This window comes from Bartonella sp. AP72JLCBS, from assembly GCF_042195705.1.
Lineage (GTDB): Bacteria > Pseudomonadota > Alphaproteobacteria > Rhizobiales > Rhizobiaceae > Bartonella.
In genome coordinates this window covers 1-14,716 of sequence record NZ_JBHIOU010000019.1, presented here as the reverse complement: position 1 = coordinate 14,716, position 14,716 = coordinate 1, and the positions used below count along the sequence as shown (strand labels likewise).

The 14,716-nt window shown below is 38.1% G+C and carries 11 protein-coding genes and 1 pseudogene; 7 read left to right on the top strand and 5 right to left on the bottom strand.

Going from position 1 to position 14,716, the window contains the following annotated elements:
- The 7 genes from ACFILO_RS08400 to ACFILO_RS08370 all read left to right on the top strand — a co-directional run.
- On the top strand, positions 1–1,853 hold a 1,853-nt coding region (locus ACFILO_RS08400; RefSeq protein ID WP_375678123.1), incomplete at its 5' end, for a DUF637 domain-containing protein.
- A gap of 62 nt (positions 1,854–1,915) precedes the next feature.
- Positions 1,916–2,491: an SMI1/KNR4 family protein gene (locus tag ACFILO_RS08395; protein WP_375678122.1), complete on the top strand. Its 576-nt coding sequence runs from the start codon at positions 1,916–1,918 to the stop codon at positions 2,489–2,491.
- Between the two features lie 16 nt (positions 2,492–2,507).
- The gene (locus tag ACFILO_RS08390; protein WP_375678121.1) at positions 2,508–2,780 is read left to right on the top strand and encodes a hypothetical protein; all 273 of its coding nucleotides are present in this window, start codon (positions 2,508–2,510) and stop codon (positions 2,778–2,780) included.
- A complete protein-coding gene (locus ACFILO_RS08385) occupies positions 2,777–3,358 on the top strand; it encodes an SMI1/KNR4 family protein (RefSeq protein WP_375678120.1) in 582 nt (193 codons plus the stop codon). The genes ACFILO_RS08390 and ACFILO_RS08385 overlap by 4 nt, the downstream gene beginning before the upstream one ends.
- 52 nt (positions 3,359–3,410) lie before the next feature.
- The gene (locus ACFILO_RS08380) at positions 3,411–3,875 is read left to right on the top strand and encodes an SMI1/KNR4 family protein (protein WP_375678119.1); all 465 of its coding nucleotides are present in this window, start codon (positions 3,411–3,413) and stop codon (positions 3,873–3,875) included.
- Between the two features lie 106 nt (positions 3,876–3,981).
- The gene (locus ACFILO_RS08375; RefSeq protein ID WP_375678118.1) at positions 3,982–4,557 is read left to right on the top strand and encodes an SMI1/KNR4 family protein; all 576 of its coding nucleotides are present in this window, start codon (positions 3,982–3,984) and stop codon (positions 4,555–4,557) included.
- 42 nt (positions 4,558–4,599) lie between these two features.
- Positions 4,600–5,064: an SMI1/KNR4 family protein gene (locus ACFILO_RS08370; RefSeq protein WP_375678117.1), complete on the top strand. Its 465-nt coding sequence runs from the start codon at positions 4,600–4,602 to the stop codon at positions 5,062–5,064.
- Positions 5,065–5,891: 827 nt separating this feature from the next.
- Here ACFILO_RS08370 and ACFILO_RS08365 read toward each other — a convergent pair.
- The 5 genes and pseudogenes from ACFILO_RS08365 to ACFILO_RS08345 all read right to left on the bottom strand — a co-directional run.
- Positions 5,892–10,853 (bottom strand): DEAD/DEAH box helicase, encoded by a 4,962-nt coding sequence (locus tag ACFILO_RS08365; RefSeq protein WP_375678116.1) that lies wholly within the window; start codon positions 10,851–10,853, stop codon positions 5,892–5,894.
- Between the two features lie 591 nt (positions 10,854–11,444).
- Positions 11,445–13,052 carry a YfjI family protein gene (locus ACFILO_RS08360; RefSeq protein ID WP_375678115.1) on the bottom strand — a complete coding sequence of 536 codons (1,608 nt, stop codon included), beginning with the start codon at positions 13,050–13,052 and terminating at the stop codon, positions 11,445–11,447.
- Positions 13,049–13,933, bottom strand: coding sequence for a toprim domain-containing protein (locus ACFILO_RS08355; protein ID WP_375678114.1), 885 nt, complete (start codon positions 13,931–13,933; stop codon positions 13,049–13,051). The genes ACFILO_RS08360 and ACFILO_RS08355 overlap by 4 nt, the downstream gene beginning before the upstream one ends.
- Before the next feature lie 98 nt (positions 13,934–14,031).
- The gene (locus ACFILO_RS08350) at positions 14,032–14,232 is read right to left on the bottom strand and encodes an AlpA family transcriptional regulator (RefSeq protein WP_007347209.1); all 201 of its coding nucleotides are present in this window, start codon (positions 14,230–14,232) and stop codon (positions 14,032–14,034) included.
- Between the two features lie 208 nt (positions 14,233–14,440).
- A pseudogene (locus tag ACFILO_RS08345) lies at positions 14,441–14,716 on the bottom strand (integrase); the annotation flags it as partial.

Here is a 14,716-nt window from a genome sequence, read left to right as displayed (position 1 = left end):
ACAAAAGCGCTGTGGCTCTTGTCAATAATCGCGGCAATATTGCCGGTGCCTTGCATGAGCTTGGCTCTTCAAAGAATGTTCTCAGCATTGTCTCATCGATGTTAACGGCGGGCTTAACCAGCCAACTAACGGAAATGGCAGGTGTTGGACAATCTTTACCAAAAACCGCTCCTTTTGTCGATCGTATCGCCAGTGAAGCGGAAAAGAACCTGATCAAAGCCGCCATTGGCACAGGCGTTCAAACGGCTCTTGAGGGTGGCTCTCTTGACAAGAACTTTTTTAACAATCTGCGCATCGCCCTGTCTGATACGGTTGGCAAATCGTTGGCGGAAGAAATCGGTACCGCCAAGGCTGAAGGCAAAATAGATACGGTCACACAGATCGTTGCCCACGCTGGTCTTGGCTGTTTAAAAGGCGCTGTTGCGAGCGGTGCTTGCACGGCCGGTGCTGTGGGGGGTGCTGTGGGCGAAGCCACTGCTATGCTCCAGTTTCAATTGTGGGTGCAAGGCATTGTGAAAGAGGAAATGGGGGACCTAAACGGTCGCACCCCAACTCCGGAAGAGGAAGCGCGTATAAACGCAAAGATTGATGCGCAGTTTGCTGACTTTAGAGACCACACCATTGATGTCGCACGGGCTGCCGGGGGCGTTGCCGCTGCCATTGCCGGTGGCAATGTTGATGCCGGCGCTGATGCCGCAGGTAATGCCGCTGCAAATAACTTTTTGGGTAGTGCACAACGCGCTCAGATGAAGAAAGAGTTAGAAGAGTGCCCTGATGATCAGTGTCGAAGAGATGTTAACGAAAAATGGTTCGAGATTGATGAACAACAAGATAGAACTTTTTCGACAGGAATTATGACTGGTCTCATTGCCGATATACCAATCAAGCTATACGAGTTAGCTGATGGCGCTGTGAAGAACATGATGTTACAAATGATAATATTTGCTAGCAATCCACGGGGGGGCGTTGAAAAGAGTTTTAAAGACATTGGAACAGGAGCGTCTTGGGTCGTGAGTGGACATGTGATTGATGATGTCTGGGAAGGTGCTGGTCAATTCTGGGGAGGTGTTGAGGATTCCTTTATAGGGGATATAGATTACGTAAAAGAGAATATTGAAAAAGCGGGAGTTGACGGAGCTTTTAATGCTGGTTTTGAAAGTGGAAGATTATCAGCCGGAGTATTAGAAAACTTTGCTGGAGGAGCTGGAGCAGCCAAGGGAGCTATAAATCTTGGCAACAAGGCTGTGATCAAGTTCATTGCTAGGAAAGATTTTGCCCAATTCGCTTCCAAGAAAAATCTTGCCAAACTTGCAGCTCAGGGAGATCCTGACAAACTTGCGGCGAAGAAAGAACTAACTAAACTTGCTGCTAAAGAAAAAAAGCTTTGGTTAAAAAAGAAACCCACTAAATTTACCGATAGCAAATTTGGACAGACAAACAAAGCCTATCAGAGAGACGACCTGTTTGATCCTAATAAAAGGGTTAACTGGATGGAAAACAAAAAAGAAATGTGGGGCACTAATATTGATAGAATGGAAACAGGAAGAGCACCGATAGGATTTGATGGTCAGCCTGTTGAGTTGCATCACCTAAAGCAAACGCATGAGGGGCCCATAGCAGAAATTGGCAGTAAAGATCATAACAAATATAATTCCGTGATTCATGCTCCTTCTAAAACACATCAATCGCTTATAGAGAGAAAAAAGTTTGGTAAGTGGAGAGAGGAATATTGGAAGGAACGCGCTAAAGGATATAGAGAACAAACAAACAATAATTTAGGAGGAATAATCGATATGAAATGGAGTATCATAGGGATAGATTTTGACAGATGGGGACAGGAGCACCGGCAGTAATTCTCTACGGTTGATGAAAAGAGAAAAAAGAAACTTATAAAATAATTTATGGAGGATAATTGATGAAAACCTATACCTTAGCGGATGTCATAGAATTAGTTGATAAATATGATGGTGATATTGTTAGTTTTGGGATTGCAGAAAATGCGGTTGATGATCTCGTGATTGAAAAGGCGGAGAAAGCTCTCGGTTTACAATTCACATCTTCCTATAAAACTTTTTTAAAACATTATAAAGGAGGAGACATTGCTGGTTATGAAATCTATAGCCTTTATAAAGAGTGTGGAGAAGATATTCCTTTTGATGACATTGTTTTACAAAACTTAAATTATTATAGAAAACATGGTTTTGTGACACCAGAACAGCTTATCGTAAGTAGAACAGATTTTGGTGAGACTTTTTACTTTGATTATACGCAGTTTCGGGATGGTGAATGCCCACTTTATGTCATGCTTCCATCTGAAGATTGCGAATATTACGCAAGTAATTTTTATGAATTCCTTTGTAAAAGAATTAAAGAAAGCGTGGGAGAAGAGATACCTGAAGGTGATCAACCGATTGAAAAGATTGAGCACACTCCCACTCCGCAACCTATCCCTTTTTACAAGAGCTTTTGGAAAAAACTATGGAAGAGGTGAAATTGATAGAGGAAATATGGAGCGTTACGCAAGTTTTGAGGATCATCCTGCTGGTGATATTGTGCATAAAAACTTATATCATAGGAAACATGGTTTTGCGACATTAGAACAGCTTGTTGTCAGTAGAACTGATTTTGGTGAGACATTTTACTTTGATTATACTCAGTTTCAGGATGGTGAATGCCCACTCTACGTCAAGATTCCATCTGGAGCGTCACATTATTATGCAAGTAATTTTTATGAATTTCTCTGTAAAAGAATTAAAGAGCACGCAGGGGAAGATTTGTGAAAACCTATACCTTAGATGATGTTGCAGTATTAATTGATAAAGTGAATAAATATGATGATGAGATTATCAATTTGGGTACTGCAGAAAATGCAGTTGATGATCTACTGATTGAAAAGGCGGAGAAAGCTCTCGGTTTACAATTTACATCTTCTTATAAGAGTTTTTTAAAAAATTATAAAGGAGGAGAAATTGGAGGTTATGAAATCTGTAGCGTTTATAGGGATTGTGGAATAGGTATTGCTGCTGGTGATATTGTTTTCCGCAACTTAAATAATAGAAAAAGGGGGTTTGCGACACCAGAACAGCTTATCGTAAGTAGAACAGATTTTGGTGAGACTTTTTACTTTGATTATACGCAGTTTCGGGATGGTGAATGCCCACTTTATGTCATGCTTCCATCTGAAGATTGCGAATATTACGCCAGTAATTTTTATGAATTCCTTTGCAAAAGAATTAAAGAAAGCGTGGGAGTTGAGATACCTGATGGTGATCAACCAATTGAAAAGATTGAGAACAATCCCACTCCGCAACCTATACCTTTTTACAAGAGCTTTTGGAAAAAACTATGGAAGAGGTGAAATTGATAGAGGAAATATGAAGCGTTTATAACGCAAGTTTTGAGGATCATCCATGAAAACCTATACCTTAGCTGATGTTGCACAATTAATTAATAAGTATCCGGATGTTATCGACTTTGGCACTGCAGAGGATGCAGCTAGTGATGTACGGATTAAAGAGGCAGAAAAAACTCTCGGTTTACAATTCACCTCGTCCTACAAAAGTTTTTTAAAAAATTATGGAGGAGGAGAAATTGGAGGTTATGAAATTTTTAGCATTTATAACGCAAGTTTTGATAAGTGTCCTGCTGGTGATATTGTTTTCTATCATTTGACGGATATAAAAAATGGTTTCGCAAAACCAAATCAGCTTGCCGTGAATAGAACTGATTTTGGTGAAACATTTTATTTTGATTATTCTCAGTTTTGGGATGGTGAATGCCCACTCTATGTTGAAATTGCATCTGGAGATTCAGAGCATTACGCAAGTAACTTCTATGAATTCCTCTGTAAAAGAATTATAGCTAATTTGGAATGACGCTTTTTGTCGGGCGGTTTCCTTTTGAAATACACTGTTAAAGCCGTCATTCTTTTTTGTTTTCAAAAAATGCAAGAATTGTTAATCCCTTTTAGGAGGATCATCTATGAAAACCTATACCTTAGATGATGTTTTAGAATTAGTTGATAAATATAATGGTGATATTATCAATTTTGGTACTGAAGATGATGCAGTTGGTGATTTCGTAATTGAAAAGGCGGAGAAAGCTCTCGGTTTACAATTTACATCATCTTACAAGAGTTTTTTAGAACATTGTAAAGGCGGGGATATTGGTGGTGATGAAATCTATAGTCTTTATGAGAATCCTGTAGGTATTCCTGCTGGTGATATTGTTTTCCAAAACTTCAATGATAGAAAACGTGGTTTCGCAACACCAGAACAGCTTATCGTTTGTGATGCTGCTTTTGGTGAAACCTTTTATTTTGATTATACGCAGTTTCGGGATGGAGAATGTCCAATCTATGTCATGCTTTCATCTGAAGATTCTGAATATTACGCTAGCAATTTTTATGAATTCCTTTGCAAAAGAATTAAAGAAAGCGTGGGAGAAGAGATACCTGAAGGTGAACAACCGATTGAAAAGACTGAGAACACTCCCACTCCGCAACCTATCCCTTTTTACAAGAGCTTTTGGAAAAAACTATGGAGGAGGGGCAATTGATAGGGGCAATATGGAGCGTTACGCAAGTTTTGAGGATCATCTATGAAAACCTATACCTTAGCTGATGTTGCAGTACTAGTTGATAAATATAACGATAGTATCGATTTTGGCTCTACAGATGAAGCAGTTGATGATGCACTGATTGAAAAAGCAGAGAAAACTCTTGGTTTGCAGTTTACGTCTTCCTATAAAAGTTTTTTAAAAAACTATGGAAGAGGGGAAATTTGTGGTGAGGAAATATGTAGCGTTTATGATACAAACTTTGAGATTGTTCGTAGTGATGATATTGTTTATAAAAACTTAAATTATAGAAAAAATGGTTTTGCAACGCCACAGCAACTTATTGTTAGTAGAACCGATTTTGGAGAGACATTTTTCTTCGATTATTCTCAATTCCAGAATGGAGAATGTGCACTCTATTTTGATTTTCCACCCAAAGATCCACAATATTATGCAAGTAACTTCTATGAATTCCTCTGTAAAAGGATTACAGATAATTTGAAGTAAATTTCTTTGTATGGTGGTTTTATTTTCAAATTGCAATGTTAAACCACCATTATTTTTTTTAATGAGAGAAAATTAAAATCAATATATTTCAATATGTTAGTATTTTAATGATACAACCTTTTAAATAGTAACCCATAAATTCAACTAACAATATATATTTGTCAGTTATGTGTCAGTAAATTGAACTGACAAAATAGATTATTTTAGTGAGTGATTAAAACATGTCTTATGAAAAGCGTATGATCCTGTAAAGCCTTTCAAAAGTTGGTTTGTAACTCATAAGAAATGCTATCAAGACCCTTATGGTTATGAGTTTTGACGGGGTTTTGGGTTTTGACGGTTGCTCTTTTTAGATAAAAAAACAATAAAAAGTAAAAACATTATATTTTAATAGGTTAAGATTTTACAGACCTTTAAAAAACAACTCATATTGATAACACAACCTATAAATTCAACTAATAATATACGTTTTGAGGGGGGGTGACGATTTTTACACCTTCAAAACCTATAAACAAAATGAATATACATAACTCTCTTTAAACAAAGCTTTTGAAAACAATAAAGCTATCATTTTAGATTGCGATATAATCTCTTAACAGCAATGTAAAAAAATCTAATTCTATTTAAGAGTGGGTTTCTTAAAAGTCTTAAAGCAATCCAAATAAGAGTATTTAAAAGTGCAAATGATTTCTTTTTAGAATAACGCATATAAACTGTCTTTTTGAGATTGTATCTAATCAACTTAACAAGAGAGGTATAGATTATGGTTATAAGCTCTATACCCCTTGTGAATTTAGCATACCCATTATGTAAGCATGCTTTATAAGTTATTCAGTTTCTTTAATTTCTAATTTTGGTAAGTTTTTTACGATTTTCATTGTTTCTAAACTTACGGTAATAACCTTTTGAAATAACTCTAGAGGGTAGGCAGGGTTGCCAATGGTTTCAACAGCATAGCGATTAGCATCATTAACAATGCCGCTCTTTTTATCTGTTTTAACACATTGACGTTCCATAACCCATTCAAGAGCAGGCTTTCCATTGACTATATACTCATAAGCTTTAAGAGGTATATCCGTCATGACGATATTGCTATTATAAAAAACAGTCGATTTATCCTTTTCCTTACTATTCCCAGAAAATTTCATTTCTGTAACGTAGTAAAATTCTTCGGGATTAGAGATCTCTGTCTGTTTTGGATTACCCTTTTTAAAGGTGACTGGATAAGGTTTTACAGTTTCATAATTCACGTGCAAATGACCCAGTTCACGCCCTGCTGTTACGAACTTCCAAAAATCATCAGCACTCTTTACACAAGGAATGCGAGGTAATTCTTTACATAAATTATGCGCATAACGAGCACGGTAATCTTCTGAATGAAGTAGACCGTAAACATAATAGAATAGATCATCTTTTGTTATGGTTTCATTAGGATAAGCGGCTTTAAAATGTGCTAATCCTTCATCAGTAATGGCATCACGGCGTTGTAAACCAGCTGTTTTGTTTTCCTCTATAGAATTTGTAAATAAATGGGATTGTTTCTCACTTTTACTTTTTGAAACCGTAGTATCTTCGTAAATATAGCGTGGAAAACATTGACCTTTTTCTATTGAATCTAAATTAGGCAAAGCTTTAGTCATCAATACAGAAAAGTCTTTCTTTGCTCCTATACCTGTAATTTGTATCACCTTATTATCAACCGCTTGTCTTATCGGGAATATACGCGGCATTTGATAAACTGCTTCATTAAAGACGCTATTGTAATAAAGCCATTGTTGTGTAAAAGGACGGTATAGGCTTTGAATAAGGCATTTATCTTCAAATTCGGAAAATTTACCTCTTAATAATTCTCTCTTAAGAGTACTGCTCCAACTAATCTTTCTTACATCGGAATTGACGAAATCATTCACGACCTTTGCACGTGCTGTACGATCAGCATGTGAATAGGTATTATTTAAACGTTTTACCTCATTATTATAGAAGGCAGTCATGTTATTCATATTTTTCTTTACAGATTCACGGCTTGAGTTATACGTCCAAGCATCACGATTGGTTGAAACACCAAGAGAATAAGTTTCAAAGAGCTTTTTATCATGCCCCTTTTTGACACCCATAGCTAAGAATGTTTTGAAACTGTCATCACGTTGATCAAGCCAATCACTGTACTTATCTGGTGTAATTATTTGCCAACCTTGTTTGCTCCGTGTAATACCATCAATGCTACCAAGAGACTCTATTATTATAAGCTTTTCTTTTCTCGTGAGATAATCTCCAATATCACGGAAATATATTTTGCCACGCTGTTGAGATTCTGGATTTTTAACCAAAATAGAGATAGCTATGGGAGCTCGAGATCCTTCACCAAAAATGCCACCACTTTCCTTTTTACGTTGTTCTCCAGAAGTCCGTGCATTCCCCCGTAAATGGAAAATATAAAGGCTGCTAAATTCTTCAACGAGGCATTTGCGTAAACCATCCATAGAATGTCCAGTAATAAAACCGGCATTTGTGACAAAGCCGATTACCCCAGCATTATCAATACGGTCACTAGCCCAGCGGATAGCGCGGATATAACTATCATATAACTTTTGCGTACTAGTTGCTTTCGATTTAGCTATATAAGTCTCACGAATACGATCATCTAATATGGGATAAGATATATTGGGATTATTATCGTTTTCATTCTTTTGTCCTACCGAATAAGGAGGGTTACCAAAGATAACTTTAATATCCAGTTTTTTTTGATGCTCTAAATATTCACTGTTTTCCTCTAGTAAACCTTTCATCAAATCTTGTTTTTCAAGCATCCGAAACGTATCAGCCAAACCAATATGCTTGAATGGGATATAATTCTCTTTCATCAAACTATGATAGGTCGATTCAATGTTAATCGCTGCTATGTAATAGGCAAGCAAAACAATCTCATTGGCATGGATATCATGACGGAATTTATATTCCATATCCTCTGGTTTGATGAGATCTGATTGTAAAAGCCGTGTGATAAAGGTTCCTGTTCCAGTGAAAGGGTCAAGAATAGACACACCACGTGACCCCAAGCTTTTGCCAAACTCATTACGCAACACATCATCAACAGAATGAATGATAAAATCAACAACCTCAACGGGCGTATAAACAATCCCAAGCCTATCCGTGGTTTTCTTAAATGCCTTGGCAAAAAAGCTTTCATAAAGCGTAATAATAAGATTTTGCCTTGCTTGTGGTGTGGTAATCCCAGAAGCACGAAGCCTTACACTGTTATAAAATTCTTGTAATTCCTTGGATTCTTCCTCGATATTGGTTTTATCAAGTTCTGTTAAGATTTTTTCCATTGCTTGTGAAATGGCATTGTTCTGTACAAATTCATTACCGTCAAATAAAGCTTCAAATACGGGACGCGTGACAAGATGTTGCGCTAACATCTCAATCGCTTCCTCTTGCGTGATTTCACTGTTTAAGTTGTTCTTTAGTTCTTTATGAAAGACATCAAAAGCATGAAAGGCTTCACTGGTTTCATCAGCAAGCAGGTTTTGGAGATGTGTGATATGGTTTTGTGCAATCTCAGCAACATTGCACGCCCAATTTTCCCAATAATCCGCAATAGCAAATTTCTTTGCAATAAGGGTTTTCAAAGCATTGGGAAACTCTTTATAAAAAGGTAATCTTCCTGTTACGCTATGAATAATTTGTGGTTCATGAGCGGCTTTTCCAATCTCAAGTCCCATATGTTCTGATTTTTCATGGATATGAAGTTTATCCTCAACCGCGGTCATGCTCTTTAAGGCGACAATCTCCAAAGAATCACTAACATCTTGCCCCAAAATCATCTGGTTAAGGGTGATTTCAAAATTCTCGTCATGAGCAAGCAAAGCATTGATCACTTGCCAGACCACCTTGTATCTCTTGTTGTAGCGTAAAGCATGTTCAGCAGAAACCCCAGCAGGGATCCCAACGGGTAAAATGATGTAGCCTCTTTTCTTGCCCTTTGCACGGCGCATGATACGCCCCACCGCCTGTATGACATCCACATAACTTTTACGCGGGTGTAAAAACATAATGGCATCAAGAGCGGGTACATCCACCCCTTCAGACAGACATCTTACATTGGTGAGCACACGGCAAGTATTTTCCCCCACATCTTCCTTAAGCCAATCAAGGGCTTTATTGCGTGATTTGGCACTTTGTGTTCCGTCAATATGATCAAAGGTACAGTGAAGAGGCGGGGTATCTTTATAGAGTTGATGAAGATTAAATAATTCTTCTTGTATTTCTTCAGAATTGAAGGTTTTACGAATGCGTTTAGAAGTCTTGATATCTTTACAAAATGCTAAAGCCCGCCGCATGGGATTGGGGTCATCACTTAGATCAACTTTTAGATCTATTTTAGCAAGGGCTTGATAACAACCTATGATCTTGGTTTTATCATCAAGAATAAGTTCATAATTTTCATCGGTCATCAGATGTTGAATGGATTGACTTACTTCCTCTTCATTAACACCCAAAACAATAATCTTATAAGGTGCTAAAAGTTCATTCTGAACGGCTTTTGAGAAAGTATAGGTATAAAGCTCTTTTCCATAGAGCTCTTCATCATCCATAGATGCTAGAACGGCATTGATTTCATTGGCTTTCTTTTTGGCATCATCGGTAAAGATCTTGGGCGTTGCTGTCATATAGAGGCGTTTTTTGCCTCGAATGATGTTGTTATCATGAACCTTGATAAATTCAGATTCATTGTCTTCAGTTCCCAATGAAGCCCCAGTGGTTCTATGCGCTTCATCACAAATGATCAAATCAAATTCGGGTAAACCATGGTCTTTTTGTGCATCCGAAATCACTTGGATTGAATGATAAGTGGAAAAGACCACGGTCATCAGATTATGTGAAACCTTACTCGCTTTACTAGCCAGTTCTTTTGCATCCGTGGTAGCAGGCAAGGCAAGATCAGAGCTATCAAATTCAAGAGCATCATTTTTATTATTCTTACGACGTTTTCCTACTTGTGTATCGGAACACACGGCAAAGGAACGCAAAGGCACTTCTGTATCTTCTGTCCATTCACGGATTGTTTGAGAGATAAGAGCAAGGGAGGGCACCAAAAACAAAACACGCTTGCCTTGACCTGCTATGGTTTCTGCTATCTTCAAACTGGTGAAAGTCTTGCCCGTACCACATGCCATAATAAGCTTGCCACGGTCTGCTTCTTTTAAACCTTCACAGACTTTCTCAAGGGCTTCTTTTTGATGATCTAAAAGCTTTTTTTTGGGTTGCTCTTTAAGAACGGCTTGTCCTTGTTCTTTATACGCCCCCCAATCGATTTGACTGCTTTCCAAATCAAAAAGGTTTATGCGTTGAATACGAACCTCTTGCCCCTCACAAGTTAGTTCAACATTGTCACTCCAATCTGTTTCAGTGCTATCAACCAGAATACGACGGGTGAAGATCTTTTTGCCAGACGCTGCTATAAAACTATCAATATCTTCTTTTTTAATTATGTGAGAGGCATCATAGCATTTACATTGAATGGCAGCATAGCCTCCTTCATCACGGATTGTAGCGACCAGATCAATGCCAATATCAGTTCCATCTTCTCCATGCTCTTTAGCCCATTCCAAATAGGTTTGAACCTTTTCGTATTCTTGCTTTTGTAAAGGGTCGTTTGTCAAATAAGCCATGACAAGGTTTTCAAACATGGTTCCCAATTCACGGGGTGATTTTGCTTGTTGACGATAATATTCTAAGAGAGAGCGTAAAGTGACATGTTCATTATCATACTTAATAGATTGAAGCATAAAGAATAGACTCCATGGCAATATATTCTATTGATTAATTCCCTTCAAAGTAATCAAAATGGAGTTTATTAAATTGATTCAAACCAAATATCGAGTGCAAAATGAGTTAAAGTCATTCAAAAGCCGATAAACTTTTTCAAAAAGTTTTTTAAAGGCTGTTTATCCACAGCCCATGAGAGAGGTCAGATCAGCAAAATAGTGAAATTTGCTGTTTATTTGATGTGTTAATTGACCTGTTAATCAAGACAAATGCACCATGGAATTTAAAACATCAGAATAAGTATTTTGATAGGTTTTATGAATTATTTTATAGATAGGTTTTGTCTGTTTTTAAAACCCCCAAAACACCTACAAAACCCTCTTAGATATATATTAAAAATTGTATTTATGTGTTATGTTTAATATAGGTTGTTTATTTGAAAGATTAACTTATTGAAATATAATAACTTTTATTTTTGACTAAAAAATATATATAAAGGGGGGGTAAAAAGACCCCCCAAAACCCCCATACCCCCCCAAAACTAATGATGGGGAGTGCTTTAAAGGTTCACTGTTATATTGTTTAATGTTTTATAAGATTTCCAAATTGCCTCAGTGTGATGTCTTATGACTTTTCACTAAAGGGTGCCGTTCATAACGTATGGTAGGTCGACCGCCTTGGGAGTTATTCTCTCCAGAGATTTCACGAATATAGTTACAACGACATAAAAGCTCTAAAGCTTGCTTAACGGTTTGATTGTCTGTTAAATATTTCCAATCACGTTTATAAACATCCCTTGCTGTAAAAACATCGGGTAAACAATCACAGCGTTCAACAATTAATTTTGCACGCTCTGCTGTTAATGTATCCCCCGCCGCATAAAGTCTTTTGACATGACTTAACAGATATTTTTCCCAACGCAAGGCTGTTGTAATGGCATAGAGACCAATTTCTAAACCACCACTATCAAGAAGTTCAAAAATTAACGCAAGGCTTGCTATGGTCTTTGGCATTTTTAAAAGATGCGATTGTAAGCTTTCTGAGTGAGTACCTCCTTTTGCCTCTTTATGAAGATGCTCGAACCATTCATAAAACTTCACTTGTGCTTTAGGAGAAAAACGCATAATCAGTGGTTGTTCGGGAGAACCTAAGCGTTTATCACGAAAAGAGCGAAATACCCCTTCATACTTTTGCCAGACCTCTTGATTGGGCGGTTTATCAACCAATTGCCACTCTTTATTGTCATCGGGCCAGACAATCATTTGAAAGCGTTGCAATAAACCGTCATCGTTTATTCCACGGTGTATGGCTTGAATGAGCGGAATAATGCGTGAAGGTTGAATGCCTCCAATCATGGATAAAGTGACATAAGGGATAAAAATGGTTCCACGCTCGATACGGTCATAAGTAAATTGATCATCTTCATTAAAAGCCGTTAGATAAAAAGTACGGTCTGTTTGATATTCCTTTTTTTCCAGATTGGCTAAAAAACCAGATAATTCATCACGCACCATTAAGAGACCACGGGGGTTTTCTTTTAAGAGTTCCCCAAGCTTTTCAACAGTCACATCATTGACAATAAAACGAGAGACATCATCATCATGCACATTGTCTTTAGAGAGCGTTTCATACAAAAGAGCACGTGCTGTTTCACACTCTCCTTTTCTTATCGCTTTATTGGCTTGTCTTTCTTTTTCTCTTTTGTCTAAAGTTTCAAGTCTCTCTTCAATTTCTTGTTTTTCTTTTTGCTTTAACCAGTCTTTATACCATTCCTTTTGAAGGCAAGTGATAGGCGCTAAAGCGGCTTTCATGGCTGGTGTTTTGTATGTTGACGATTGACCAATCAGAGCGCCCCAGAGATTAGGCACAACAATCCAATCATCATGTTGTTTTGGAGCAACCCGCACGCCATTACCAATGACAGCAGCCAAGGCACAGAGAGCAGAGACAGCAATAAAATCCATAGGGGCTTGTTGACGCTCTGAAACGTCATAAACATAATCCATGAATGGCATGGGGAGTTGTAATGAGCCAAAAGGCTCGACGGGTAAAAGAGCCGCCGTGATAGGCTTTAATTCCCCCCAACCATTTTGTTGCAATGCTTGCTTATAAGGAATGGCTTCTAAACAAGTCTTATCATTTAAAGAGCCATTATCGTTATCATTGCATGAAACATTTTGATTGTTGGTATCGACAATATTATTTTTATTCTCTCTCATTTATTTATACCTTTCAGTATCAAAACATCATTGAAATCTAGACCGTAGGGGGCTTGCATGATAAAAACCTCAAAGCCTTGTCTATAGGCATGTGCAGCGAGGTTAAAACCTGCTTTACGACCCGCATCATCGCCATCCATTGCAATGGTGAGACGGGCTTTTGTAGGAGGTAAATTCACATGCATCATGCCATGGGTTGAAAGGGACGCCCATAAATCAACGGGCTCTGATAACAACCCAGACAGCAGAGCCAGACCGGTTTCAATGCCTTCACAAATGACCAGATGTTTTGGATTGGCTTGACTTAATTGCACAGCGCCACCCGTGACAGAACCCAACATGGCTTTTGCTGGTTTTTGATCTGTTTTGCAGCCATTGGCTTGTAAAAAGGTTCTATGAATGGCAAAGGAACCATCCCCCTTAACAAGAGCAATCAACGCGGGCAGTGTACCCCCAGAGGGGTGTGGACACTTGTCGTAAAAGCGTAAATCAGCAGGCAAATCACATGTAATATGCCGCATGCGTAAATAGGTTTCTGCTAAAGTATTTTTGATTGGTTGGCTTTGTTGCCAAATTGCTTTTGCTCTCTCTGCTTTCTGTTTTGCTCGTTTGAGATCAGCACAAAACTGTTTTGAGAAAGAGAGCGTATGAGCATAAGCTTGTTTTCCAAGCAACCCAATTCTAATAAGCGCTTGTATGATCTCTCTAAAAGAGCAACCAGCATAACAATAGAGTAAAAGACGCCCATCATGTCCATTAGAAATAGATAAACTAGGCAGCCTATCATCATGAGCAGGGCAACGGGCTGTTCCATAACGCCCATGCCAAACCCCGCGCAAGGCACGTGTGATACCTTGCGCATTCTTAAAAGAACACATCATTGTAAATCCTATAACGTTGCGTCACAGGACGGATTGTGCTATCTCTAGGGTGATGAGTTTGAGAAAGCCTTGTCCGTCCTTACGTGACAAGGTTTTTTTTATGCCGCGTCACTTTGACGTTGCTGTTTTGCTTGCTCGATGACATTCAAGAGATCTGATTGTAACCAACGGGATAAAAAACCAAATTTTAAAGGTTTTGGGAGAGAGCCATTGGTAACATGACGGCGGAAAGTTGAGACACTCATATGAAGCAATTTTGCACTTTCACGGTCTGTCAAAAGAATATCATTTTCTGTCATACTAAAATCCTTTCATAATAAAAAATAGAAACAAATCATGCCTATTTATTAACCACATTTTAGTTCATTTTTGAAGGTATTTTATTTATAGAAAACAATATATTATCATATAAATTCTCATGTGATAATTTATGAGTCTTATTGAGAAAGAATGAGTGAGAAGAGAGAGAAAGTTATCCACAGATCATGGGGTTATGCACCCCATATCTTAAGATTGACCGGTGACATAAGCCGCCCATTTATCCATATAGACACGACGCTGTTCTAGATAGTCAGTACGACGATAGGCACGCTCTACTTTACCGCCGACCGTATGCGCTAGAATGGTTTCAGCGACCTCATAGGGGGCATCGGTTGTTTCAGCAAGCCAATTGCGTAAATTAGAGCGAAATCCATGCGGGCAGGCTTCAAGTCCAATACGTTTCATATATTGAGCCATACACCTATGCGCGAGGGGACCGCGACCTGTTGCAGAAAAGAAGAA

What these genes read in the sequence shown, in the direction of transcription:
- ACFILO_RS08355 (WP_375678114.1), bottom strand. Translation starts at nt 13,933, where the DNA reads ATGATGTGTTCTTTTAAGAATGCGCAAGGTATCACACGTGCCTTGCGC.
- ACFILO_RS08350 (WP_007347209.1), bottom strand. Translation starts at nt 14,232, where the DNA reads ATGACAGAAAATGATATTCTTTTGACAGACCGTGAAAGTGCAAAATTG.
- ACFILO_RS08380 (WP_375678119.1), top strand. Translation starts at nt 3,411, where the DNA reads ATGAAAACCTATACCTTAGCTGATGTTGCACAATTAATTAATAAGTAT.
- ACFILO_RS08370 (WP_375678117.1), top strand. Translation starts at nt 4,600, where the DNA reads ATGAAAACCTATACCTTAGCTGATGTTGCAGTACTAGTTGATAAATAT.
- ACFILO_RS08365 (WP_375678116.1), bottom strand. Translation starts at nt 10,853, where the DNA reads ATGCTTCAATCTATTAAGTATGATAATGAACATGTCACTTTACGCTCT.
- ACFILO_RS08375 (WP_375678118.1), top strand. Translation starts at nt 3,982, where the DNA reads ATGAAAACCTATACCTTAGATGATGTTTTAGAATTAGTTGATAAATAT.
- ACFILO_RS08390 (WP_375678121.1), top strand. Translation starts at nt 2,508, where the DNA reads ATGGAGCGTTACGCAAGTTTTGAGGATCATCCTGCTGGTGATATTGTG.
- ACFILO_RS08360 (WP_375678115.1), bottom strand. Translation starts at nt 13,052, where the DNA reads ATGAGAGAGAATAAAAATAATATTGTCGATACCAACAATCAAAATGTT.
- ACFILO_RS08395 (WP_375678122.1), top strand. Translation starts at nt 1,916, where the DNA reads ATGAAAACCTATACCTTAGCGGATGTCATAGAATTAGTTGATAAATAT.